This window comes from Tateyamaria algicola (assembly GCF_047715485.1).
In the GTDB taxonomy this organism is placed as follows: domain Bacteria; phylum Pseudomonadota; class Alphaproteobacteria; order Rhodobacterales; family Rhodobacteraceae; genus Tateyamaria.
This window is the reverse complement of record NZ_CP180422.1, coordinates 1,495,001-1,515,143: the sequence shown is the minus strand read 5'-3', so window position 1 is coordinate 1,515,143 and position 20,143 is coordinate 1,495,001. Positions and strand designations below refer to the sequence as shown.

General features: G+C 61.8%; 16 protein-coding genes, 1 tRNA gene and 3 pseudogenes (1 of these 20 only partly in view). 8 read left to right on the top strand and 12 right to left on the bottom strand.

Annotated features, from left to right (window positions below; translation table 11 throughout):
* The first annotated feature begins 37 nt into the window (after positions 1-37).
* Positions 38-1,593, top strand: a pseudogene (locus tag ACMHLQ_RS09835) (ABC transporter permease).
* A gap of 6 nt (positions 1,594-1,599) precedes the next feature.
* Here the strand turns inward: ACMHLQ_RS09835 and ACMHLQ_RS09830 are convergent.
* From ACMHLQ_RS09830 to ACMHLQ_RS09815, 4 genes are all read right to left on the bottom strand, one after another.
* Complete coding sequence (locus ACMHLQ_RS09830; protein ID WP_415404596.1) at positions 1,600-2,079, bottom strand: aggregation factor core; 480 nt, start codon at positions 2,077-2,079, stop codon at positions 1,600-1,602.
* A gap of 66 nt (positions 2,080-2,145) precedes the next feature.
* Complete coding sequence (locus ACMHLQ_RS09825; protein ID WP_415404595.1) at positions 2,146-2,574, bottom strand: hypothetical protein; 429 nt, start codon at positions 2,572-2,574, stop codon at positions 2,146-2,148.
* A gap of 93 nt (positions 2,575-2,667) precedes the next feature.
* Positions 2,668-3,543, bottom strand: a complete 876-nt coding sequence (gene yghU / locus ACMHLQ_RS09820; protein WP_415404594.1) for a glutathione-dependent disulfide-bond oxidoreductase — start codon at positions 3,541-3,543, stop codon at positions 2,668-2,670.
* Positions 3,544-3,648: 105 nt separating this feature from the next.
* Positions 3,649-4,512, bottom strand: a complete 864-nt coding sequence (locus ACMHLQ_RS09815; protein WP_415404593.1) for a LysR family transcriptional regulator — start codon at positions 4,510-4,512, stop codon at positions 3,649-3,651.
* 97 nt (positions 4,513-4,609) lie between these two features.
* Between ACMHLQ_RS09815 and ACMHLQ_RS09810 the strand changes: the two genes are divergently transcribed.
* Entirely contained in the window at positions 4,610-5,665 is a 1,056-nt protein-coding gene (locus tag ACMHLQ_RS09810; protein ID WP_415404592.1) for a sodium-dependent bicarbonate transport family permease, read from the top strand.
* 73 nt (positions 5,666-5,738) lie between these two features.
* Here ACMHLQ_RS09810 and ykgO read toward each other — a convergent pair whose 3' ends face one another.
* Positions 5,739-5,864 carry a type B 50S ribosomal protein L36 gene (ykgO, locus tag ACMHLQ_RS09805; protein WP_005850168.1) on the bottom strand — a complete coding sequence of 42 codons (126 nt, stop codon included), beginning with the start codon at positions 5,862-5,864 and terminating at the stop codon, positions 5,739-5,741.
* Between the two features lie 106 nt (positions 5,865-5,970).
* Positions 5,971-6,045 (bottom strand) — tRNA-Val (locus ACMHLQ_RS09800).
* A gap of 150 nt (positions 6,046-6,195) precedes the next feature.
* Here ACMHLQ_RS09800 and ACMHLQ_RS09795 point away from each other — a divergent pair.
* Positions 6,196-7,055: pseudogene (locus ACMHLQ_RS09795) on the top strand (N-formylglutamate amidohydrolase).
* A gap of 6 nt (positions 7,056-7,061) precedes the next feature.
* Here ACMHLQ_RS09795 and ACMHLQ_RS09790 read toward each other — a convergent pair.
* A complete protein-coding gene (locus ACMHLQ_RS09790; RefSeq protein WP_415404591.1) occupies positions 7,062-8,315 on the bottom strand; it encodes a DNA polymerase IV in 1,254 nt (417 codons plus the stop codon).
* A gap of 54 nt (positions 8,316-8,369) precedes the next feature.
* Here ACMHLQ_RS09790 and ACMHLQ_RS09785 point away from each other — a divergent pair, with 54 nt between their 5' ends.
* Positions 8,370-8,810, top strand: coding sequence for an NUDIX hydrolase (locus ACMHLQ_RS09785; RefSeq protein WP_415404590.1), 441 nt, complete (start codon positions 8,370-8,372; stop codon positions 8,808-8,810).
* A gap of 233 nt (positions 8,811-9,043) precedes the next feature.
* On the opposite strand, the gene pyrF is transcribed toward ACMHLQ_RS09785, so the two are convergent.
* Positions 9,044-9,760 (bottom strand): orotidine-5'-phosphate decarboxylase, encoded by a 717-nt coding sequence (pyrF, locus tag ACMHLQ_RS09780; RefSeq protein ID WP_415404589.1) that lies wholly within the window; start codon positions 9,758-9,760, stop codon positions 9,044-9,046.
* Between the two features lie 203 nt (positions 9,761-9,963).
* Positions 9,964-10,275, bottom strand: coding sequence for an orotidine 5-phosphate decarboxylase (locus ACMHLQ_RS09775; RefSeq protein ID WP_415404588.1), 312 nt, complete (start codon positions 10,273-10,275; stop codon positions 9,964-9,966).
* A gap of 442 nt (positions 10,276-10,717) precedes the next feature.
* On the opposite strand from ACMHLQ_RS09775, the gene clpB reads away from it, so the two are divergent.
* Complete coding sequence (clpB, locus tag ACMHLQ_RS09770; protein ID WP_415404587.1) at positions 10,718-13,333, top strand: ATP-dependent chaperone ClpB; 2,616 nt, start codon at positions 10,718-10,720, stop codon at positions 13,331-13,333.
* A gap of 51 nt (positions 13,334-13,384) precedes the next feature.
* Here clpB and ACMHLQ_RS09765 read toward each other — a convergent pair whose 3' ends face one another.
* The 3 genes from ACMHLQ_RS09765 to ACMHLQ_RS09755 all read right to left on the bottom strand — a co-directional run bounded on the left by ACMHLQ_RS09765 (position 13,385) and on the right by ACMHLQ_RS09755 (position 17,097).
* On the bottom strand, positions 13,385-14,422 hold the full coding sequence (locus tag ACMHLQ_RS09765; protein WP_415404586.1) for a calcium-binding protein: 1,038 nt from the start codon (positions 14,420-14,422) through the stop codon (positions 13,385-13,387).
* A gap of 236 nt (positions 14,423-14,658) precedes the next feature.
* Positions 14,659-16,398 carry a calcium-binding protein gene (locus ACMHLQ_RS09760; RefSeq protein WP_415404585.1) on the bottom strand — a complete coding sequence of 580 codons (1,740 nt, stop codon included), beginning with the start codon at positions 16,396-16,398 and terminating at the stop codon, positions 14,659-14,661.
* A 213-nt stretch (positions 16,399-16,611) separates the two neighbouring features.
* On the bottom strand, positions 16,612-17,097 hold the full coding sequence (locus ACMHLQ_RS09755) for a fasciclin domain-containing protein (protein ID WP_415404584.1): 486 nt from the start codon (positions 17,095-17,097) through the stop codon (positions 16,612-16,614).
* 250 nt (positions 17,098-17,347) lie between these two features.
* Here ACMHLQ_RS09755 and ACMHLQ_RS09750 point away from each other — a divergent pair.
* The 3 genes and pseudogenes from ACMHLQ_RS09750 to msrQ all read left to right on the top strand — a co-directional run.
* A pseudogene (locus ACMHLQ_RS09750) lies at positions 17,348-18,840 on the top strand (FMN-binding glutamate synthase family protein).
* A gap of 72 nt (positions 18,841-18,912) precedes the next feature.
* Positions 18,913-19,818, top strand: coding sequence for a protein-methionine-sulfoxide reductase catalytic subunit MsrP (gene msrP, locus ACMHLQ_RS09745; RefSeq protein WP_415404583.1), 906 nt, complete (start codon positions 18,913-18,915; stop codon positions 19,816-19,818).
* Positions 19,818-20,143: the 5' portion of a protein-methionine-sulfoxide reductase heme-binding subunit MsrQ gene (gene msrQ, locus ACMHLQ_RS09740; protein ID WP_415404582.1), read on the top strand. 277 nt of this gene lie beyond the right edge of the window; 326 of the gene's 603 nt are visible here — the first part of the coding sequence; the start codon lies at positions 19,818-19,820; its stop codon lies off the right edge, out of view. The genes msrP and msrQ overlap by 1 nt, the downstream gene beginning before the upstream one ends.

Below are 20,143 nucleotides of genomic sequence, written 5' to 3'. Positions count from 1 at the left end.
GTCCGCGTGGTTTGTGGCGGGCATCTGCCTGCTGCCGATGCTGGCCGTCGCCATCGCGGCACTGTCGGGGGGCACGGACACGATCGTGCATCTGGCCAGCACGGTGCTTGGCCGCTACGTGGCCAATACCGGTTTGCTTGTGATGCTGGTATCGCTGGGCACCTTCGCCATCGGGGTTGGTGCCGCTTGGCTGGTTACCATGACCCGTTTTCCCGGCGTGCGGTTCTTTGAAATCGTGTTGGTGCTGCCGCTGGCCTTTCCGGCCTATGTGCTGGCCTATGCCTATACCCACGTGCTGGACCATCCGGGCATCGTGCAAAGCAGTCTGCGCGCCCTGATGGGCTGGGGGCCTCGCGACTACTGGTTCCCCGAGATCCGGTCCCTGGGCGGTGCGGCACTGATGCTGGTTCTGGTGCTTTACCCTTATGTCTACCTTCTGGCCCGCGCCTCGTTCCTGCAGCAAAGTGGATCGACCTTCATGGCCGCCCGTGCATTGGGGTCGCGCCCCCTGTCCGCCTTTTGGCGGGTCAGCCTGCCCCTTGCGCGCCCGGCAATTGCCGCCGGTGTGTTGCTGGCGGTGATGGAGACCATCGCCGATTTCGGCACCGTGGCCTATTTTGGCGTGCAGACCTTTGCCACCGGCATTTACACCAGCTGGTTCTCTCTGGCTGACCGGGCTGGCGCGGCGCAACTGGCGCTGTGCCTTCTGGGCTTTGCCCTGATGCTTGCCATGCTCGAGCGGATGCAGCGGGGGCAGGCGCGCTATCACGATCCGAGCAGGGGGCAGAAACACCACCCGCCACTGACGTTGACCGGGTGGCAGGCGGGTGTTGCGATTGTCCTGTGCGGTATGCCCGTGTTGTTTGGCGCGGTTGTGCCTGTGGTGTCTCTCCTAGCGCTTGGCATCGGATCCGAGCAGGATTTGCTCAGCCCGCGCTACCTTGGCTTTATCCGCAACTCACTGGTGCTGGCATCGACGGCGGCGTTGCTGACCCTGGGGGCGGCGATCCTTCTGGGGTATTTCCAGCGCACGCAGCCGGGGCGCGCCTCGGGCACGGCGGCCTATGCGGCGCGCCTGGGCTATGCGGTGCCGGGCGGTGTGATTGCGGTGGGCCTGCTTGTCCCCTTTGCCGCCTTTGACAATGCGCTGGATGCGTGGATGCGCGCGACCTTCGACATCTCGACCGGCCTGCTGATCACGGGGTCGATCTGGTTGCTGGTCTTTGCTTACATGGTGCGGTTTCTGGCGGCGGCGCTGGGGGCCTATGAGGGGGGCAGGCGCTGGTCCATGCCAATATGGATGCCGCAAGCCGGTCGCTGGGCAAGGGGCCTTTTGCGACCTTGCGCCGGGTGCATCTGCCGATCCTGACGCCCAGCCTGCTGACGGCCCTTTTGATCGTCTTTGTCGATGTGATGAAGGAATTGCCCGCAACGCTGATCATGCGCCCGTTCAACTATGACACGCTTGCGGTGCAGGCCTATCGGTTGGCTTCGGACGAGCGGTTGGACGGGGCGGCAGTGCCCAGCCTCGTGATCGTCGCCGTTGGTCTGCTGCCCGTGATCCTGATTTGCCGTCAGGTGGGGCGCAGGTAGGCTACCTTATGACGTGCAGGCGACGGTTGCGGCGCGCGCCGTGCCGGTGGCGTCAAACAGGGCCGCAGCCCCGTCGACCCGCAGCGTTGCGCCCGCCATTTCCGATCCATCCACGGTGATCTGCCGTGTGCTTGTCGTGTCGTCGATGTCGATGGTGAAGGCCAGCGTTTCGCCCGGTGCCAGCGTGTCGAGCGCGAGGGTCAGGGACGTATCGCCATCCGTGACAGCCGAGGTGCGTGCAACGCCTGTGACCCATTCGAGCGGTTGAAAGACTTCGACCCCGGCACCGGCCCCTGTCGTGTCAAAGATCAGACCAGCGGGCGCTGTGCCGAGGTCGATTTGCACGGTCAGGTCAGACAGAGCGCAAGCCCCGTCATAGCTCAGCGTAAAGCGGTCCTTGGGCGCGCCGTCGCGAAAGGTGACGGTCAGGTCAGCCGCTGCGGCAAGTGGCGTCAGGGCGATGGCGGCGGCGAGAAGGGTGCGCATGGAGGACCTCTTGGGGATGTGCATTTGTCCAAACGTAGCGGGCGCACACCCTTTGGCAAGTCGCCCCTAGCGGTGTTCCTCGGGCACCCAGTCGGGTGTGGGCCGGTTCCAGAACTTGTTCGGGTTGTCCTCATCCAGCCCGCGAATGTGCAGGGTGCGCGCGGTGGGAGAAGCAAAGATCACTGGTTCTTCATACGGGTGGGCGGCATAGATCGCCTTGATCACCGGGCCGGGATCGCCTGCGCAGAAGAAGGACAACTCGACACAAGGGACGGTGACCACGTCGGCGGTTGCCGCGTTGCGCCCGGTGCCAAGTGCACGAAAGCTCTGTGTGCCGGGCTGGCTGGCAAAGGTGACGCTGTCATAATCGCCATAGGCCAATGGATCGACGGTGGTGATGGCCGTGATCAGCCTTGGGGCATCGGTTTCGGGCACCTGCACGGTGATCAGATGGCCGGATTGCGCGGTAAAGCGGTCTGAGATGAGGACGGACATGTGGGGCCTTTCGGGCTGGTTCACCCCAAGGCCTATGCCACCCTCGTGACAGGTTGTGGCAGCGGCGCAGGGGAGGCCCTGCGCCAAACCCGTCTATTCCTCGGGCGTGCCGATCTTGTCCTGCGTCTGCGTGTCGAAATCGGAGGCGCCGTGGCGGTTGTGCAGTTGCAATTCCGGTTCGCCAAAGGCGCGGTTGACCATGCGCCCGCGCAAGGTGGCGGGGCGGGCGTCGATTTTCTTGGCCCAGGCCATGACGTTGGTGTAGCTTTCCACGTCGAGGAATTCGGCCGCCGAGTAGAGCCGCCCGAGGCAGAGCTGCCCATACCAGGGCCAGATCGCCATGTCGGCTATGGAATAGTCGTCGCCTGCAATGAAGGGCTTGTCCGCCAGTTCGCGGTCCAGCACGTCGAGTTGGCGTTTGCTTTCCATCGCGTAGCGGTTGATGGGGTATTCGTACTTCTCGGGCGCGTAGGCGTAGAAGTGGCCAAAGCCGCCGCCAAGGAAGGGGGCGGACCCCATTTGCCACATCAGCCAATTCAGTACTTCGGTCCGGGCAGGGCCAGAAGCGGGCAGGAACATCCCGAACTTTTCCGCCAGGTGGATCAGGATCGAACCGGATTCGAACACGCGCAAGGGCGTGTCGCCAGAGCGGTCGACAAGGGCGGGGATCTTGGAATTCGGATTGGCCTCGACAAAGCCCGAGCCAAATTGATTGCCTTCGCCGATGTCGATCAGCCAGGCGTCATACTCGGCGTCCGTGATCCCTGCGGCCAGCAATTCCTCGAACAACATGGTGACTTTAACGCCATTGGGTGTCGCCAGCGAATACAGCTGGAAGGGGTGCTTGCCCACCGGCAGGTCCTTGTCCGCCGTAGGCCCTGCGATGGGGCGGTTGATCGAGGCGAAGCGGCCGCCGCTTTCGGCCTCCCACGTCCATTTGGCGGGCGGGGTGTAGGTGGGATCGGTCATGTGGGGGGCCTTTCTGTGAGCGTTGCGTTCGAACCTATTGTGCCTGCGCGTCACTGCAAGGGGGTGGGCTGTGCGTATCCAGACAGGGGCGTGTGCTGTTTTCCCCTATGGGTGCAGCAAAGCCTCGAGCATCGGGTGCGGAAATGTGCGTCGGGTGGTGACGGCGAAAAAGCTTTCGACAAAGTCGAGGTCGAAAGGTGCGGTGACGAGCGTGCCGCTCGCGATCTCGTCTGCCAACACGACCGACGGGGCCAGCGCAAGGCCTGCGCCCTCGCGCGCCAGCAGGCGCACCATCGCCATATCGTCCACATCTGCGATGATGCGCGGCTGAATGCCCAGCCGGGCGGTGAGGCTGTTGAACCCTGTGCGGATCGAGCTTTCGGTGGGCACGATGACCGGCTCGTGCGTCAGCAGATCGTGGAGCGTGCGGTGCTGCATGCGATCAGGGGTGCCATGCAGGGCGACCGTCTGTTCTGCTAGCCGGTGCGCGATGAAATCGGAGCCTGCGGCACTTGGTGGGGCTTCGGTCGTTAGCACCACATCCAGCGCGAGGGCCGACAGCGCGGTGAGCAGGCGATCCCCGCTGCCGGATTTCAGCACGATATCAAGGTCGGGCCGGTGCAGAACGGGGCGCAGGAATTGCAGTTGAAAATTGCGGGACAGGGTCGACAGCGCGCCGACCCGCAAGGGCGGGGTCTGATCGCTGCTGCGATTCAGCGTTTCCAGCAACTCGCGCCCGGTGCCAAAGATGCGGTCGGCGTGGTCAAGCGCGATGCGCCCGACTTCGGTCAGGACCAGTTGCCGCCCCACACGATCAAAGAGCGGATGGCCAAGGCGGTCCTCAAGACTGCGGATCTGGGTGGAAAGCGCCGATTGCGACAGGTTCAACCGTTCGGCCGTGCGGGTGAGGTTGCCCTCATGTGCGACCTCGCGGAAATAGCGCAGATGGTGATAGTTGAGTTGATCCATAGTTCTAATAAATAGAACGTATAGAGCAAAAAGATATATTTTTTATCTGATATGCGCTGGTCTACCTCCCCTTTGTGACAACCAAGAGGGCATGGCCATGGATATCCTGATCGACATCACGTCCACGATACTGACCCAGATGCAGAAACCGACACTCGCCTTTCTGATTGGGGGGATGATGCTGGCCGCGTTGGGCAGCAAGTTGGAAGTGCCGGAACCGGTCTACAAGTTCATTGTGATTTTGCTGCTGCTCAAGGTGGGCATTGGTGCCGGCATTTCGGTGCGCGAGGCGAATTTCGTGGAACTTGCCGTGCCGGCCCTGTTTGCAGCGGCGATCGGGATCGGCATCGTGGTTCTGGGCAAGGTCACCCTCAGCCGGTGGAAAGGCGTGTCGCAGATGGATGGCATGGCGACCGTGGGCCTGTTCGGGGCGGTGTCGGCCTCGACCCTTGCTGCGGGCATGGCGGTGCTGGATGACGAGGGCATTGCCTATGAAGGGTTCATCGGCGCGCTGTACCCGTTCATGGATGTGGCCGCACTGGTCACGGCCATTGTGCTGGCCCGGTTGGCAGCGGCCCGCAAGGCGGCGGTGCAGGTGGGTGGTACGGTGACGATGGGCGGCGGCAGCGGCGGCATGGGAAGCGCGGTCGAAGGTGGTCTGATCAAGGGAATCCTTGTCGACACGCTGCGCAGCCCGGCGATCTCGGCCCTGCTGTTGGGTCTGGCGCTTGGCCTTTTTGCGCGGCCCGAGACGGTCTATGCCAGCTTTTACGAGCCGCTGTTTCGGGGGCTGTTGTCCGTGCTGATGCTGATCATGGGGATGGAGGCGTGGTCGCGCCTGTCCGAACTGCGGGGCGTGGCGCATGCCTATCTGGTCTATGGTCTGACGGCGCCACTGGTACACGGGGCGCTTGGGTTCGGTGCCGGGTTGATTGCGCACGAGCTGACGGGCTTTTCCGCTGGGGGCGTCGTGTTGTTGGCGATCATGGCGGCGTCGAGTTCCGACATCTCTGGCCCACCCACGATGCGGGCGGCCCTGCCCGAGGCGAACCCGTCGGCCTATGTCGGGTCATCCACGGGGCTTGGCACGCCTGTCGCAATCCTCAGCATCCCGCTGTTCATGGCGCTGGCGGATTACTTCATCGGCTTCTGATCAGGGGCCATCGCAACGAAAAAGGCCGCCCCGATCAAGGGCGGCCTTTTGGCATTCTGGCGATGTCGGGGGCTTAGCCCTGACGCGCTTTGAACCGGCGCTGCGTCTTGTTGATGACGTACACACGGCCCTTGCGACGCACAACGCGGCAGTCACGGTGCCGGTTTTTGAGCGAACGGAGCGAGTTGCGAACCTTCATGGCGCTTCTTCCTCATGTTTCATGGCGCGAAGCAGCGCCGGGTTGCGTTTTGGCACGAATGCCGGTGTCGGTGCCGTGGGGCGCTTTGCCCGTTGGCGGAAAAGGATGGTGGGCGATACAAGGATCGAACTTGTGACCCCTTCGATGTCAACGAAGTGCTCTACCGCTGAGCTAATCGCCCACTTTACCCCGCTTGCATCGCCTGCCCACAATAAAAGTGGGCGCGGAAATCCGCGCCGGGTGAGGGGTGCTATAAAAGGAGTCGGAAGCGGGATCAAGGGCTTTTGGCTTTGTCGGTTCATAGGCTATGTTGGGAGGTGGAGGAGCGTGAATGCCCAAGGTCGCCTATGAAGTACTGCACCCCGAGCGGCGCACCAGTTGTGTGGTGTTCGCATCGCCCCATTCCGGGCGCGACTACCCGTGGAGTTTTCTGCGCCGGACGGTTCTGGATGAAAAGACCATACGCTCGTCCGAGGATGCTTTTGTCGATCAGCTGTTTGATATGGCCCCCAAGATGGGTGCCCCGCTGCTGCGCGCAGGTGCGCCGCGCGCCTTTGTCGATCTGAACCGCAGTGCGGACGAACTGGACCCGGCAGTGATCGAAGGTGTGCGCCGTCAGGGGCACAACCCGCGCATCGCCAGCGGTTTGGGCGTGATACCCCGTGTGGTGGCCAATGGTCGCGTCATTTATCGCGGCAAGATCACCCAGCGCGAGGCCGAGCGCCGGATTGACCTTTACTGGCGGCCCTATCACCAGATGCTACAAAAGCTGCTGGACGGCGCGCATCAGAACCATGGCCAAGCGGTTCTGATCGATTGCCATTCGATGCCGCACGAGGCGATGGACGGTGTCGCACGGGGGGCATGGCACGCCCCAATGTCGTCCTTGGCGACCGGTTTGGTGCTGCTGCGGGCGGTGAGATCATGGATCAGGTCGAGGCGGCTTTTGCCGCGGCCGGGTTCGCCGTGGCCCGCAATGCGCCTTTTGCGGGGGCCTATGTGACCCAAGCCTATGGCCGTCCCTCGCGCAATCAGCACGCCGTGCAGGTCGAGATTGATCGCTCGCTTTACATGGATGAACGTCTGATCCGTCCGAACAGCGACTTTGACGCTGTGCGCGCCCGCCTTGCCGATGTGGTTGCCGAAGTTTCGCGGATCGGTCAGATGCGTGTGCCGCTGGCGGCCGAATAGGCCGACCTAGCGCAACGCCCTCCCCTTGACGATTGCATCGCTGCCAAAACGGTCGCGGATCGCATCCGTGGCCCGCTCGGCCTGTCCGCGTTTGTGCGCCCCGGGGTCGAGAAGATCGCCCGCTGCGCCCGCCGCCTCTTCACTGCACAGATCGCTGATGCCGCAGCCGAGCAGGCGGTAAGGTCCTTCATCCCCGACCTGATCAAACAGTCCGCGTGCCGTGCGATAGATCGTGTCGGCCAGTTGGGCGGGATCGCGCAAAGACACACGCCGGGTGAGTGACGAGTGATCGTGTCGCTTCAGCTTTAGCGTGACCACACGACCTGCGAGGCCTTTGGCCTTGGCCCGGTCCGCCACCTTTTCGGCCATGCGCCACAGATGCCCGTCCAGAATGTCGGGATCGCTGGTGTCTTCACCAAAGGTGGTTTCGTTGCTGATCGACTTCATGGGCGCATCGCGCGACACGCGGCGGCGGTCCTGCCCGCGCGCGAGGTGCCAGAGCCTGTCGCCCATGGAGCCAAAGCGCGCCACAAGTTCGGTGCGCTCCCAGCGCAGCAGGTCGGCAAAGGTGCGAATGCCAACCTTGTCGAGCGATGCCTGCCCGGCCGGTCCGATGCCCCAGATCAGGCGCACCGGCTTGTCGCGCAGAAAATCACCCGTCTCCGCCTCGCCGATCACGGAAAAGCCGCGCGGCTTTTCGAGATCCGAGGCGACCTTGGCGAGGAATTTGTTGTGGCTGAGGCCGATGGACCCGGTCAGCCCCAATTCCGTCCGCATCCGCCGCACCAGACGGGCCAGCATGACGGCGGGAGGTGCGCCATGCAGGCGCGCGGTGCCGCGCAGATCAAGGAACGCCTCGTCCAGCGACAGGGGTTCGATGGCGGGCGTCATCTCTTCCATCATGGCGCGGATGGCGCGGGACGCTTCGACATAGGCGTCCATGCGGGGTTTGATGATCACGGCATCGGGGCACAGTTTCAGGGCCTGAAACATCGGCATGGCCGAGCGCACACCCCGGATCCGCGCCACGTAGCAGGCGGTGGACACCACGCCGCGCCGCCCGCCGCCGATGATCACCGGCTTGCCTTCGAGGCTGGGATCATCGCGTTTTTCGACGGATGCATAGAACGCATCGCAATCCATATGGGCAATGGACAGATCGAACAGTTCGGGGTGGCTGACAATGCGGGGGCTGCCACAGGCGGGGCACCGCTGGGCAGTGTCGAAATCTGTCAGGCAATCGCGGCAGAGACTGGGCATGGGCAGGCTTTGTGACTAGGTCTGCCAGTGTAACGCAGGCAGAGAGGCTTGAACATGGCAGGGCGTGTGATCGGGGCAAAGCTGGCCCTGTTTGTAGGGGACAAGCTGGCGACGCTGCAACGCGATAACAAGCCAGGGCTGCTATGGGCCGATCACTGGGACCTGCCCGGCGGTGGGCGCGAGCCCGGCGAGACGCCGCTCCAATGCGTGTTGCGCGAAACCCAGGAAGAGCTGACCCTGACGATTGCGCCGGACCTTGTGATCTGGGGCCGCGACTATGGCGCGTCGAGCGGCGACATCTCGTGGTTCTTTGCCGCCCATGTCGCACCAGAGATCGAACGGGAGATCATTTTGGGCGACGAAGGGCAGGGTTGGACGTTGATGGGCGTCGATCAGTTCCTGCAACACGACATGGTCGTACCCCAGTTCAAGCCGCGCTTGCGGGACTATCTGGCGGGTGTGACAGGGGTGGATTTTTCGCGCGCTTTAACCTGAAAGGCCCCCCGCGCGCAGCGGGGGAGGTGACGAACCTCAGGAAGAGCCGGTCCGTCGGGGAGTATCACCTGACCCTAGTAGTACCACCTAAACGGGTTGACGTTAAGTAAGGAAAACCTGACCTGCCAATATACGGTGGTCTGTTGCGCGAATGGCACAATTTGTTGTTAGGTCAATGGCTTTCCGCCGGCCTGTGTACATCCCTGAGGAGAGTCGCCGTTTTCCGTGACTTCTCAGCGGTTTGGGCTGTGGGCTTGGGGGCTGGACAACTCGGTCAGGATGGCCGCTGCCGCATGGCGGGGCTGTGGCGCCCGCCAGATCGGGCGACCCACAACGACATGGTCGGCCCCGTTTGCGATGGCGTTTGCCGGGGTTGCGACGCGTTTCTGATCGCCGACATCGGCCCCCGCGGGGCGCACACCGGGGGTAACGATCAGCCGGTCATGCGCTTCGGGCAGGGCACGAATGGCCGCAGCCTCGTGAGGTGAGGCGATGACACCGTCTGCCCCGGCGGCAAAGGCCCGGCCCGCGCGGTCCTGTACCAGATCCCCGATGTCGCCCGTCTGGATCAGGCAATCATCCAGGTCATCCCGGTCCAGTGACGTCAGGATCGTGACGGCGAGGATTTTGAGGGTGCTGCCTGCGGCCCCTTCCTTGGCGGCGCGCACCACGTGCGGATCACCGTGGACAGTCAGAAAGTCGAGGTCGAATTGCGCCAGCCCGCGCACCGCAGCCTCGATCGTCGCGCCGATGTCGAACAGCTTCATATCGAGGAAGATGCGCTTGCCATGTTCCTGTTTCAGTTCGTTGGCCAGCGCCAGCCCGCCCCCGGTCAACATGCCGAGCCCGATCTTATAGAAGGAAACCGTGTCGCCCAGTTGCTCTGCCAGTTCGAGGCCCGCAATAGCGTTGGGCACATCCATTGCCACGATCAGCCTGTCATCTGCCATCTCAGTGCCCCCGCTTGATGTGACCGCGTGATACGGCAATCGGGCGGCAAAAGTCCACGCAAGAAAAAGCCCGGATGCGCGAGGCACCCGGGCGAGGTATCAGAGACTTTGCAGGCAGGCACATGTCTCTGGCAGCTCGGCCATGTGTCGATTGCGCGGGGGACAGAAAGAGCGCAAGGACCCAAGGGCCGAGGAAACTGGGATCAGGCGGCGTGCTGCTGGCCTGAGCGGAACTGGCCGGAGGCGAGGCGCCGCAATCCGGCGAGGCGGCCTGCACGTTGAATGACCGGGGGTGTCTGGGCCTGAACCGAGTCGGCATGGCCGTGTGTGTGGCGGCGCAAGGCCTGGGTCGACAGACCGCGCGCGGCGTCCTCGAACTCCATTGTGATCGGGGCGTCGATGGCACAGGCATAGCTGCGGGCACCGGATGCGTCATGGACAGTGACGAGGGCTTCGAAAGACTGGTTGGCGGCGTTGTAGATCACATCGCTCAGTTGCAACGGAACAGTCTGCATTTCATTCACCTACATTTAGTTTGTCTACTCGATTAACGAACAAGATGGGCGCTTGGTTCCGCAAAAGAAGGGGGAAATCGGGTCACGAGACCTCACGCCTGCGTGCGGTCGGGGTCTGCTTGCCAGGTGTAAGGAGATTAAATATCTGAAAAAATTAGATAAATTTTGACCAACAGATTTCGGGTCACAGCATACGGTATCGGCTGTAATTCGGCGAAAATCCGCCGTAATCCGTTGATATATCAAGGATAATGGGTCTGATTTCGACGTGTTTGCAACGGAATGGTATGGTTTGAATGCGCGTCTGTATTGGTGCAAATGATGCGGCCTTGGGCTTGAGAACAGCCTGCACCCTCCCCATCTTTTGAGCATAAAGGCCCACACAGTCGCGTGCCTCCGAGAGGGCGTGTCACACACGGGCGCTGCAAGAGGAGAGTACCCCATGGACTTGAGCAAGTTCACGGAACGGTCGCGCGGTTTCGTGCAGGCCGCGCAAACGATCGCGACACGCGAAAGCCACCAACGGCTGACCCCCGAACATCTGCTGAAGGCCCTGATGGATGACGATCAGGGTTTGGCTGCGAATTTGATCACGCGCGCGGGCGGCGACCCGGGGCGCGTATTGGCGCATGTGGACCAGACGCTGGCCAAGCAATCCAAGGTCACGGGCGACGCGGCACAGGTTTATCTGGATCAGGCCACGGCAAAGGTGCTGGCCGAGGCCGAAGCGCTGGCCAAGAAGGCGGGCGACAGTTTCGTTCCGGTCGAGCGGCTGTTGATGGCGCTGGGCATGGTCAAATCCGGTGCCAAGGACGCGTTGGAGGCGGGCAAGGTTTCCCCGCAGGCTCTGAATTCTGCCATCAATGACATCCGCAAGGGCCGCACCGCCGACACGGCGAGCGCTGAGGAAGGGTACGACGCGTTGAAAAAGTACGCGATGGACCTGACGGAGCGGGCGGAGGCAGGCAAGATCGACCCGATCATCGGACGCGACGAGGAAATCCGCCGCGCCATGCAGGTGCTGAGCCGCCGGACCAAGAACAACCCTGTTCTGATCGGTGAACCGGGCGTGGGTAAGACTGCCATTGCCGAAGGCTTGGCGCTGCGCATCGTCGATGGCGACGTGCCTGAATCCCTGCGCAACAAACGCCTGCTGGCCCTCGACATGGGCGCGCTGATTGCCGGCGCCAAGTACCGTGGTGAGTTCGAAGAGCGGTTGAAAGCCGTGTTGACCGAAGTCACCGAAGCCGCGGGCGAAGTGATCCTGTTTATTGACGAGATGCACACGCTGGTTGGCGCCGGGAAGTCCGATGGTGCGATGGATGCAGCGAACTTGATCAAGCCCGCGTTGGCGCGGGGTGAGTTGCACTGTGTCGGGGCCACGACCCTGGATGAATACCGTAAATATGTTGAGAAAGACGCGGCGCTGGCCCGTCGCTTCCAGCCCGTGATGATCGAGGAACCCACCGTCGAGGACACGATCAGTATCCTGCGCGGCATCAAGGAGAAGTACGAGCTGCACCACGGTGTACGCATCTCTGACAGTGCCTTGGTCACTGCCGCGACCTTGTCGCATCGCTACATCACGGATCGGTTTCTGCCGGACAAGGCGATCGACCTGATGGACGAGGCCGCAAGCCGGTTGCGGATGGAGGTGGACTCCAAACCCGAGGAATTGGACGCGCTGGATCGACAGATTCTGCAGATGCAGATCGAGGTCGAGGCGCTGCGGCTAGAGGATGACCAGGCTTCGAAAGATCGTCTTGAGACACTGGAGAAAGATCTGGCCGAGTTGCAGGAACGCAGTTCTGAGATGACGGCCCAGTGGCAGGGCGAGCGGGACAAGCTGGCCTCGGCACGTGACATCAAGGAACAACTGGATCAGGCACGCGCGGCGCTCGACATCGCCAAGCGCGAGGGCAACCTCGCCAAGGCGGGGGAGTTGTCCTACGGCGTGATCCCGGACCTCGAGCGCAAGCTGGGCGAGGCCGAAGGCGCGGAAAGCGATGCAATGGTGGCCGAGGCCGTGCGCCCCGAGCAGATCGCAAGCGTGGTCGAGCGCTGGACGGGTATCCCGACCTCGAAGATGCTGGAAGGTGAGCGCGAAAAGCTGCTGCGCATGGAAGACCAGCTGCATGCCCGTGTGATTGGGCAGAACAGCGCCGTGCGGGCCGTCGCCAATGCAGTGCGCCGGGCCCGCGCCGGTCTGAATGACGAAAACCGCCCGCTTGGTTCGTTCCTGTTCCTCGGGCCCACAGGCGTAGGCAAGACCGAGCTCACCAAGGCCGTGGCCGAATTCCTGTTCGATGATGACAGCGCGATGGTCCGTATCGACATGTCCGAGTTCATGGAGAAACACGCGGTTGCCCGTCTGATCGGCGCCCCTCCGGGCTATGTCGGTTATGATGAGGGCGGTGTTCTGACCGAGGCTGTGCGCCGTCGCCCCTATCAGGTGGTTCTGTTCGACGAGGTCGAAAAGGCGCATCCGGATGTGTTCAACGTGCTGTTGCAGGTGCTGGATGATGGTGTGCTGACCGATGGTCAGGGGCGGACGGTCGATTTCAAGCAGACGCTGATCATCCTGACATCAAACCTGGGTGCACAGGCGCTGAGCCAGTTGCCCGATGGTGCCGATGCCTCTGCCGCGCGGCGTGATGTGATGGACGCGGTGCGCGCGCATTTCCGGCCCGAGTTCCTGAACCGGCTGGATGAGACGATCATCTTTGACCGTCTGGCGCGCGAGGATATGGACGGCATCGTCACGATCCAGATGGCCCGCCTGTTGAAACGTCTGGCGGCGCGCAAGATCACGCTGTCGCTGGATGATGATGCGCGCAAATGGCTGGCGGACGAGGGCTACGACCCCGTGTTCGGTGCCCGCCCGCTCAAGCGCGTGATCCAGAGCGCCTTGCAGAACCATTTGGCCGAGATGTTGCTGGCTGGTGATATCAAGGATGGTGAAACGGTCGAGGTGTCTGCGGGGCCCGATGGGCTGGTCATCGGCGGGCGGCTCAGCGCGTCAAACCGGCCACGGCCAGACGACGCGGTCGTTCACTAGACAAAAAAGGCCCGCAGTGATGCGGGCCTTTTCCATTGTCGGGTGTGGGGATCAGAACAGGAAGTCTGTCGCGTCGATGTCGAGAATGTCGACGTTTTTCAACGTGACCTCATCGCTGCCGCCGTGGTTGATCAGCACGTCCGCCCCGTTCTGCGAGATCGTCAGATCGGCCATGGATGTGACAGAGGCATCCGCGCTGAAGTCCAGCAGATCCACGCCGTCTTCGAAGTCGGTGATGGTGTCCTTGTGCGACCCGTTGCCAAAGACGAACACGTCTGCGCCCGTGCCGCCGGACATCACGTCCTTGCCGCTGCCGCCGTCGAGCACGTCGTTGTCAGCACCGCCAAACAGTTTGTCATTGCCGGACCCACCGTTGAGCGTGTCGTTGCCTTCCTCGCCCAGCATACGGTCATTGCGGGCACCGCCATTCAGTTCATCGTCGCCGATCCCGGCCTTGAGCAGGTCGTTGCCATCGCCACCGTTCAGGGTGTCGTCGCCTTCACCGGCTGTCAGTTTGTCCTTGCCCGCACCGCCGTTCAGAACGTCGTTGCCGCCGTAACCGTCGAGGTGATCGTCGCCGTCGTCGCCGTTAAGAATGTCGATCTCCGCAGATCCTTTCAGTTGGTCGTTCCCAGTGGTGCCGTCGACCACGTTTTCCAGGACCGCCTCTTCGAACGTGACGCTGTAGCTTTCGAAATCTGCGGTCTGCAGAGCAAATGCAAAGCCGGTTTTTCCGGCCACCGGAGTGAACGTGAAGCTGAACGTGTTGCCATCCACCTCTGGGGCTGTACTGGATGCGAAGTGGCGATCAAAACCTGTCGTTTCCAGTGGCACACCGTCGACGAAGTTGAAGCCATGCGAGTGGAAGTCGGAATGGTTGACCAGAATGAGGGAAAGCGTGCCTGCGGTATCCGCAACAGTCACGGAGATCGTGTATGCCTGACCCGGTGTCAGACCGGTCAGGTTGATCGCGTCCTGATGATCGGTGGGTGACAGCGTGCCGTTGAAAACATCGCCCTCGGTGATGTTGTAGCTGCCAGACGCATATGCGTTCAGGACCGAGTCAGATGTTTCGTTAATGATTGCCATTTTCCATGCCCTTCAAGGAATTGATTTTGTATGCAGGGCGGTAATGTCGAACTGCTCGACTGCCCCGTGACCCGAGGGCTAAGGTCGAACTGTGGCGGCATACTGGAGCGAATGGGAAAATTTTCAGAAAAGTTGGGCCGCTTTGGCCGCAATTGCGTTTGAAAAAGAAAATGTTGTGACCCGACGCAAAGAAAAGGGGCCAAACGGCCCCCTTTCATCGCCAAGGTCGCGAACGCCTAGATAAAGTCGAAGTCTGAATTGCCGAGGTCTGTCGCCAACACGTTTTCAATCGTGATGCTGTCGCGATCGCTGAACGTGATCACCGTGTTTGCACCGTCCTGCGCCACGTTCAGATCGGTGATGTCGGTAAACCCATAGAACCCGATGCGGATCACGTCTTCGCCGATGGTGAAATCGGTGATGGTGTCATCGCGGGTCCGGTCGTCGCGGAAAAAGAACACGTCGGCCCCGGCACCGCCGGTCAGGTTGTCATCGCCGAAGCCACCTTCGAGGGTGTCATCGCCATTTCCACCGTCCATCGTGTCCTTGCCAGCGCCGCCCAACAACAAATCGTCGCGGTTGCCACCCCAGAGCTGGTCGTTGCCGTTGTCGCCGATCAGGGTGTCGTTGCCGCCGTTCCCATAGAGGCGATCATTGTCGTTGCCGCCATTGATCCAGTCGCGCCCACCGCCGCCGTAGATCTTGTCGCCATCGGCATCGCCATAGATCGTGTCACGCCCGGCGCTGCCGGTGATCATGTCACGGCCGGAACCGCCCATGATCAGATCGTTGCCTTCACCGCCGATGATCGTGTCGCGTCCCGCGCCGCCGTCCAGCGTGTCACGCCCGCCTTCGCCGCGCAGCGAATCCGAACCGCCGAGGCCAAGATAGCTGTCAGCGCCGTCGGTGCCGGTGATGGTATCGCCGCCCTCGGTCGTGGTGATGACGGGGGCGGTGTCGAGAATGAAATCGGCGTTGGTCAGGTCGGCCGCACTCAGCCCGGTCAGTTCGATATAGTTGCCGCCGCCCGTGTTGATGCGCACGCCGCTTCCGAGATCCTGGATCGTCAGTTGCGAGATGTCCCAGACACCCAGCATCGCGATGTCGATCAGGTCTTCGCCCTGGGTAAAGTCGGCGATGGTGTCCTGCCCCTCGCCATTGCGGAACCGGAAGATATCTTTGCCAGTGCCGCCGATCAGGCTGTCGTTGTCCTTGCCGCCGGAGATGTCGTCATCGCCCGCGCCGCCGTCCAGCGTATCGTCGCCCTTGTCGCCGATCAGGGTGTCGTTGCCTGCGTTGCCGAAGAGGGCGTCTTCCTGATTGCCGCCATCGAGGAGGTCCTGGTCAGCGCCGCCCGACATCACGTCGCGCCCGTTGCCGCCCAGCAGGGTGTCGTTGCCATCGTTGCCTTCAAGCGTGTCATTGCCGCAGACACCGTCAATGCTGTCATTGCCCATGCCGCCGGTCACAACGTCCGAACCGCCAAGGGCGATGTAGGTGTCATTGCCGCCCAGCAAATCGACACGGTCCGACGTCATGTTGCCCACGATATAGTCGTCGCCTTCGGACGGATCGGGGTAGATCACTTGCACGAGGGTAAAGGTGTAGCTTGTCGATTTCCCCGAGAAAGCGGCGAGCTGTTCGATGCCGGTCGCATCTGCGGTGAAGGACAGAGTAAAGGTGTAGTCGCCGTCGGGGTCCGCGAGTTCCGCGCTTGCAGTGTCGTCGCCTGCACTCACGGTGACGGGCGCGCCTGACTTGGTAAACGCAATCTCGAAAACGTAACTCAGACCAGCGATCACGTTGACGTCGATGAAATCGGACGAGTCTGCCCCCACAGTATAGGGGACGCCGACATTGCCGGTTATCGTGTCACCGATTTCCAGGTCGATCGGATTGCCGTCGTTGAAGGTTTCAATGTAGGGCCGGTCGCGGCCGAATGGGAACTCGATGGATTCTTTGTATTCGGTTGACATTTAAACTCTCCCCAGGTCGTTACGTGAAAATACACGCATGAAGCGTCAAGGCTGGCAGGCCCGCTTCGGAGAGTACGGATAACACGGGATTTTTTGTTCGGGCGGAAAAATGACTGAATTGGGACGGATTTATGGCAAATTCTATTAAAAGGAGAATTTGGCGTTGACGGGCCCGCGACAATACGGGCCCGTCGTGTTTTTTGTTATGTGCGCTTAGCTGTCGGCGCCGGGCAGAATCACGGTGTCGATCACGTGAATCACACCGTTGGACGTTTCGATGTCTGCGCTGGTCACGGTCGCGTTCTCGACCATCACGCCGTTGTCGAGGTCGATGGTGACGGCCTCACCCTGAACGGTCGTTGCCTCCATGTCGTCGGTCAGGTCGGTCGACATCACTTTGCCGGGCACCACGTGATAGGTGAGGATGGCGACCAACTGGTCCTTGTTCTCGGGCAGCAGCAGTGTTTCGACCGTGCCTTCGGGCAGGGCGGCGAATGCCTCATCCGTGGGGGCGAAGACGGTGAAAGGGCCGTCGCCTTTCAGCGTATCGACAAGATCGGCGGCCTGCACGGCGGCGACAAGTGTTTCGAACGAACCGGCGCTGACAGCCGTGTCGACGATGTCCTTCTTGGCGCCCGCGAATGCGGTTGCGGCGAGGGCGATGGATGTGGCTGTGGCCAGAAGTGTCGTGCGGATCATTTGGTGGTCTCCCTTTACGAAGTTTGACGATGTCCGTCCTGCGGCATCGGAAGGGAAACGCGCTGGATGTCGGGTTGGATCAGTGGAATATTTTCCCACATATGCTTGATCGAGAGGTTGCGCGCCCTAAGCCGCGCCTGCTGTCCATTTCCACTCACGACTTTGTTAAAGCGGCAAAAATCCGCTGTTGCCTTGCGTCCCTGCCGGATGCTTTGCACAGTGAATTCTGACGCCAGAGGGAGTGCGAGCCATGGAATTTGCGAGTTCTGTTCTGGAGGTGATGGTTTTTGCCTTCGTGCTAGTGCTTGGTGCCGGGTTCGCCGTGCTGGTCATCATGTTTGTCGCGGATCGTTTGCAGACGGATGACGCGATCCGGCGCAACTATCCGGTCATCGGCCGCTTTCGGGGCCTGTTCTCGACCCTGGGCGAGTTCTTTCGCCAATACTTCTTTGCCATGGATCGCGAAGAGTTGCCGTTCAACCGTGCGCAGCGCGAGTGGATCAAGCGGGCGGGGCACGGAGAGAGCAACACGGTCGCCTTTGGCTCCACCCGCAACCTTGCTGTTGTGGGCACACCGGTATTCGTGAACGCCGCCTTTCCCCCGCTCGAGGGTCAGTTTGCCAAGACTGAACCGATGATGCTTGGGGCAGGCGCGCGGACACCTTATATAGCGCAGTCTTTTTTCAACATTTCCGGCATGAGCTATGGCGCGATTTCGAAACCTGCTGTGCGTGCGCTCAGCCGGGGGGCCAAGGCGGCAGGCATCTGGATGAACACGGGCGAGGGCGGGTTGAGCCCCTATCACCTCGAAGGGGGCTGTGATGTTGTCTTTCAGATCGGCACGGCCAAGTTCGGCGTGCGCGACAAGGCGGGCAAGCTGAGCGATGACAAGCTGCGCGAAGTGGCCGCGCACGAGACCGTGCGCATGTTCGAGATCAAGCTGGCCCAAGGCGCCAAGCCCGGCAAGGGCGGCATCCTACCCGGCGCAAAGGTCACGCCCGAGATCGCCAAGATCCGGGGGCTGGACGTGGGCCAGGATGGCATATCCCCGAACCGGCACGATGAGGTCGATGATTGGGGTGATCTGCTGGACCTTGTCTGCCACATTCGGGACGTGACGGGTAAGCCGGTCGGCATCAAGACGGTCGTCGGGGCAGAGGCCCCGATTGCCGAGCTGTTCGAGACGATCAACACGCGTGGGCCCGACTGTGCGCCGGACTTTATTACAGTGGACGGCGGCGAGGGGGTACGGGTGCTGCGCCCATGCCCCTTATTGACCTCGTGGGCATGTCGATCCGCGAGGCGTTGGTCACGGTTGTCGATTTGCGCGACCGCGCGGGGCTGAAGGATCGGATCCGCATCGTCGCCAGCGGCAAGCTGGTGAACCCCGGCGACGTGGCCTGGGCCTTGGCTGCAGGGGCCGACTTTATCACCTCCGCGCGCGGCTTCATGTTTTCGCTGGGCTGCATTCAGGCCCTGAAATGCAACAAGAACACGTGCCCGACCGGCATCACCACGCATAACAAGCGGTTCCAGAAGGGGCTGGTCGTGAAGGACAAGGAAAAGCGGGTCGCGCGCTATGCCACCGAGCTGATCCATGAGGTCGAGGTCATTGCCCATTCCGTAGGGGTGTCCGAGCCGCGCCAGATGCGCCGCCGTCACGTCCGTATCGTGCAGGACAATGGCCGGTCGCTGCCGCTGAACGAAATCGCCCCAAGTTACAACCCGGTGACAAGCGCGTGAGGGATGATCATTTGCCGGGCGCGGCCGCCCATCTATGTGGCAAGGTGATCGAAACTGTAGGAGACGACCCAAATGGCCCACCGCTGGAAGAACAACCTGACCCGTGCTGATGCCACGCCTTACGAGGCGTTCTTGAACCGGCGTCAGCTGATGGGCGGGGCGTTGGGTCTTGGCCTTGTCGGAGCGGCGGGTATGGCGCGGGCACAGGCCATCCCACTTGAGCCCAACAGCTACGAAGACATCACGCAATACAACAACTACTACGAGTTCGGCACAGGCAAGGGCGATCCCGCCCGCAACGCCCATACGCTGACCACCGATCCCTGGACCGTGGTCATCGACGGTATGGTCGACAATCCCGGCGATTACTCCATGGCCCAGATCATGGAAGCGATGACGATCGAGGAACGCATCTACCGGTTCCGCTGTGTCGAGGCATGGTCGATGGTGATCCCCTGGAACGGGTTTGAGCTGGCCGATCTGCTGAACCTCGCCGGCGTGCAAGAGGGCGGCAAGTATGTCGCCTTTGAAACCGCGCTGCGTCCGGACGAGATGCCCGGTGTCCGCTTCCCCGTTTTGGACTGGCCTTATGTCGAAGGTCTGCGCCTGGACGAGGCGATGCACCCGCTGACGATCATGGCGACGGGCATCTATGACAAACCGATCCCGAACCAGAACGGCGCGCCCATGCGTCTGGTGGTGCCATGGAAGTACGGGTTCAAGTCGATCAAGTCGATTGTGCGCATCACCGTCACGGATCAGGAACCGCCCACCAGCTGGAACAAGGCGAACGGCCGTGAATATGGTTTCTATAGTAATGTGAACCCCGAGGTGGATCACCCGCGCTGGAGCCAGGCAACCGAGCGTGCCGTCGGTGGCGGACTGTTTGCCAAGCGTCAGCCGACCCTGATGTTCAACGGATACGAAACCGAAGTCGCCAGCCTGTATGATGGCATGGACCTGCGCGCGAACTACTGATGTTGGTGGACCGGATAAATCAGGTGGTCCGCAAGGTCCCCACATGGGCTGTATATATAGTATACCTGATCCCGGTCCCGGTACTCTTGTATATGGGCATGACCGGCGGCCTGGGGCGCGAACCCATCAAGGCTCTGGAACACGAGTTGGGCGAGATTGCCCTGCAACTGCTGATCATCGGTTTGTGCATCACGCCCTTGCGCCGGTTCACCGGGGTGAACCTGATCAAGTTTCGCCGCACCATGGGTGTGCTGGCCTTTACTTATGTCGCGCTGCATCTGCTGGTTTGGGCCGTGCTGGATGTACAGGCGCTGGATCGTGTCTG

Coding starts and splice junctions, on each gene's coding strand:
- ACMHLQ_RS09775 (WP_415404588.1), bottom strand. CDS start 10,275: ATGCAGACTGTTCCGTTGCAACTGAGCGATGTGATCTACAACGCCGCC.
- msrP (WP_415404583.1), top strand. CDS start 18,913: ATGGCCCACCGCTGGAAGAACAACCTGACCCGTGCTGATGCCACGCCT.
- ykgO (WP_005850168.1), bottom strand. CDS start 5,864: ATGAAGGTTCGCAACTCGCTCCGTTCGCTCAAAAACCGGCACCGTGAC.
- yghU (WP_415404594.1), bottom strand. CDS start 3,543: ATGACCGATCCCACCTACACCCCGCCCGCCAAATGGACGTGGGAGGCC.
- ACMHLQ_RS09815 (WP_415404593.1), bottom strand. CDS start 4,512: ATGGATCAACTCAACTATCACCATCTGCGCTATTTCCGCGAGGTCGCA.
- ACMHLQ_RS09825 (WP_415404595.1), bottom strand. CDS start 2,574: ATGTCCGTCCTCATCTCAGACCGCTTTACCGCGCAATCCGGCCATCTG.
- ACMHLQ_RS09790 (WP_415404591.1), bottom strand. CDS start 8,315: ATGCCCAGTCTCTGCCGCGATTGCCTGACAGATTTCGACACTGCCCAG.
- ACMHLQ_RS09830 (WP_415404596.1), bottom strand. CDS start 2,079: ATGCGCACCCTTCTCGCCGCCGCCATCGCCCTGACGCCACTTGCCGCA.
- ACMHLQ_RS09760 (WP_415404585.1), bottom strand. CDS start 16,398: ATGTCAACCGAATACAAAGAATCCATCGAGTTCCCATTCGGCCGCGAC.
- pyrF (WP_415404589.1), bottom strand. CDS start 9,760: ATGGCAGATGACAGGCTGATCGTGGCAATGGATGTGCCCAACGCTATT.
- ACMHLQ_RS09765 (WP_415404586.1), bottom strand. CDS start 14,422: ATGGCAATCATTAACGAAACATCTGACTCGGTCCTGAACGCATATGCG.
- ACMHLQ_RS09755 (WP_415404584.1), bottom strand. CDS start 17,097: ATGATCCGCACGACACTTCTGGCCACAGCCACATCCATCGCCCTCGCC.
- ACMHLQ_RS09785 (WP_415404590.1), top strand. CDS start 8,370: ATGGCAGGGCGTGTGATCGGGGCAAAGCTGGCCCTGTTTGTAGGGGAC.
- ACMHLQ_RS09810 (WP_415404592.1), top strand. CDS start 4,610: ATGGATATCCTGATCGACATCACGTCCACGATACTGACCCAGATGCAG.
- clpB (WP_415404587.1), top strand. CDS start 10,718: ATGGACTTGAGCAAGTTCACGGAACGGTCGCGCGGTTTCGTGCAGGCC.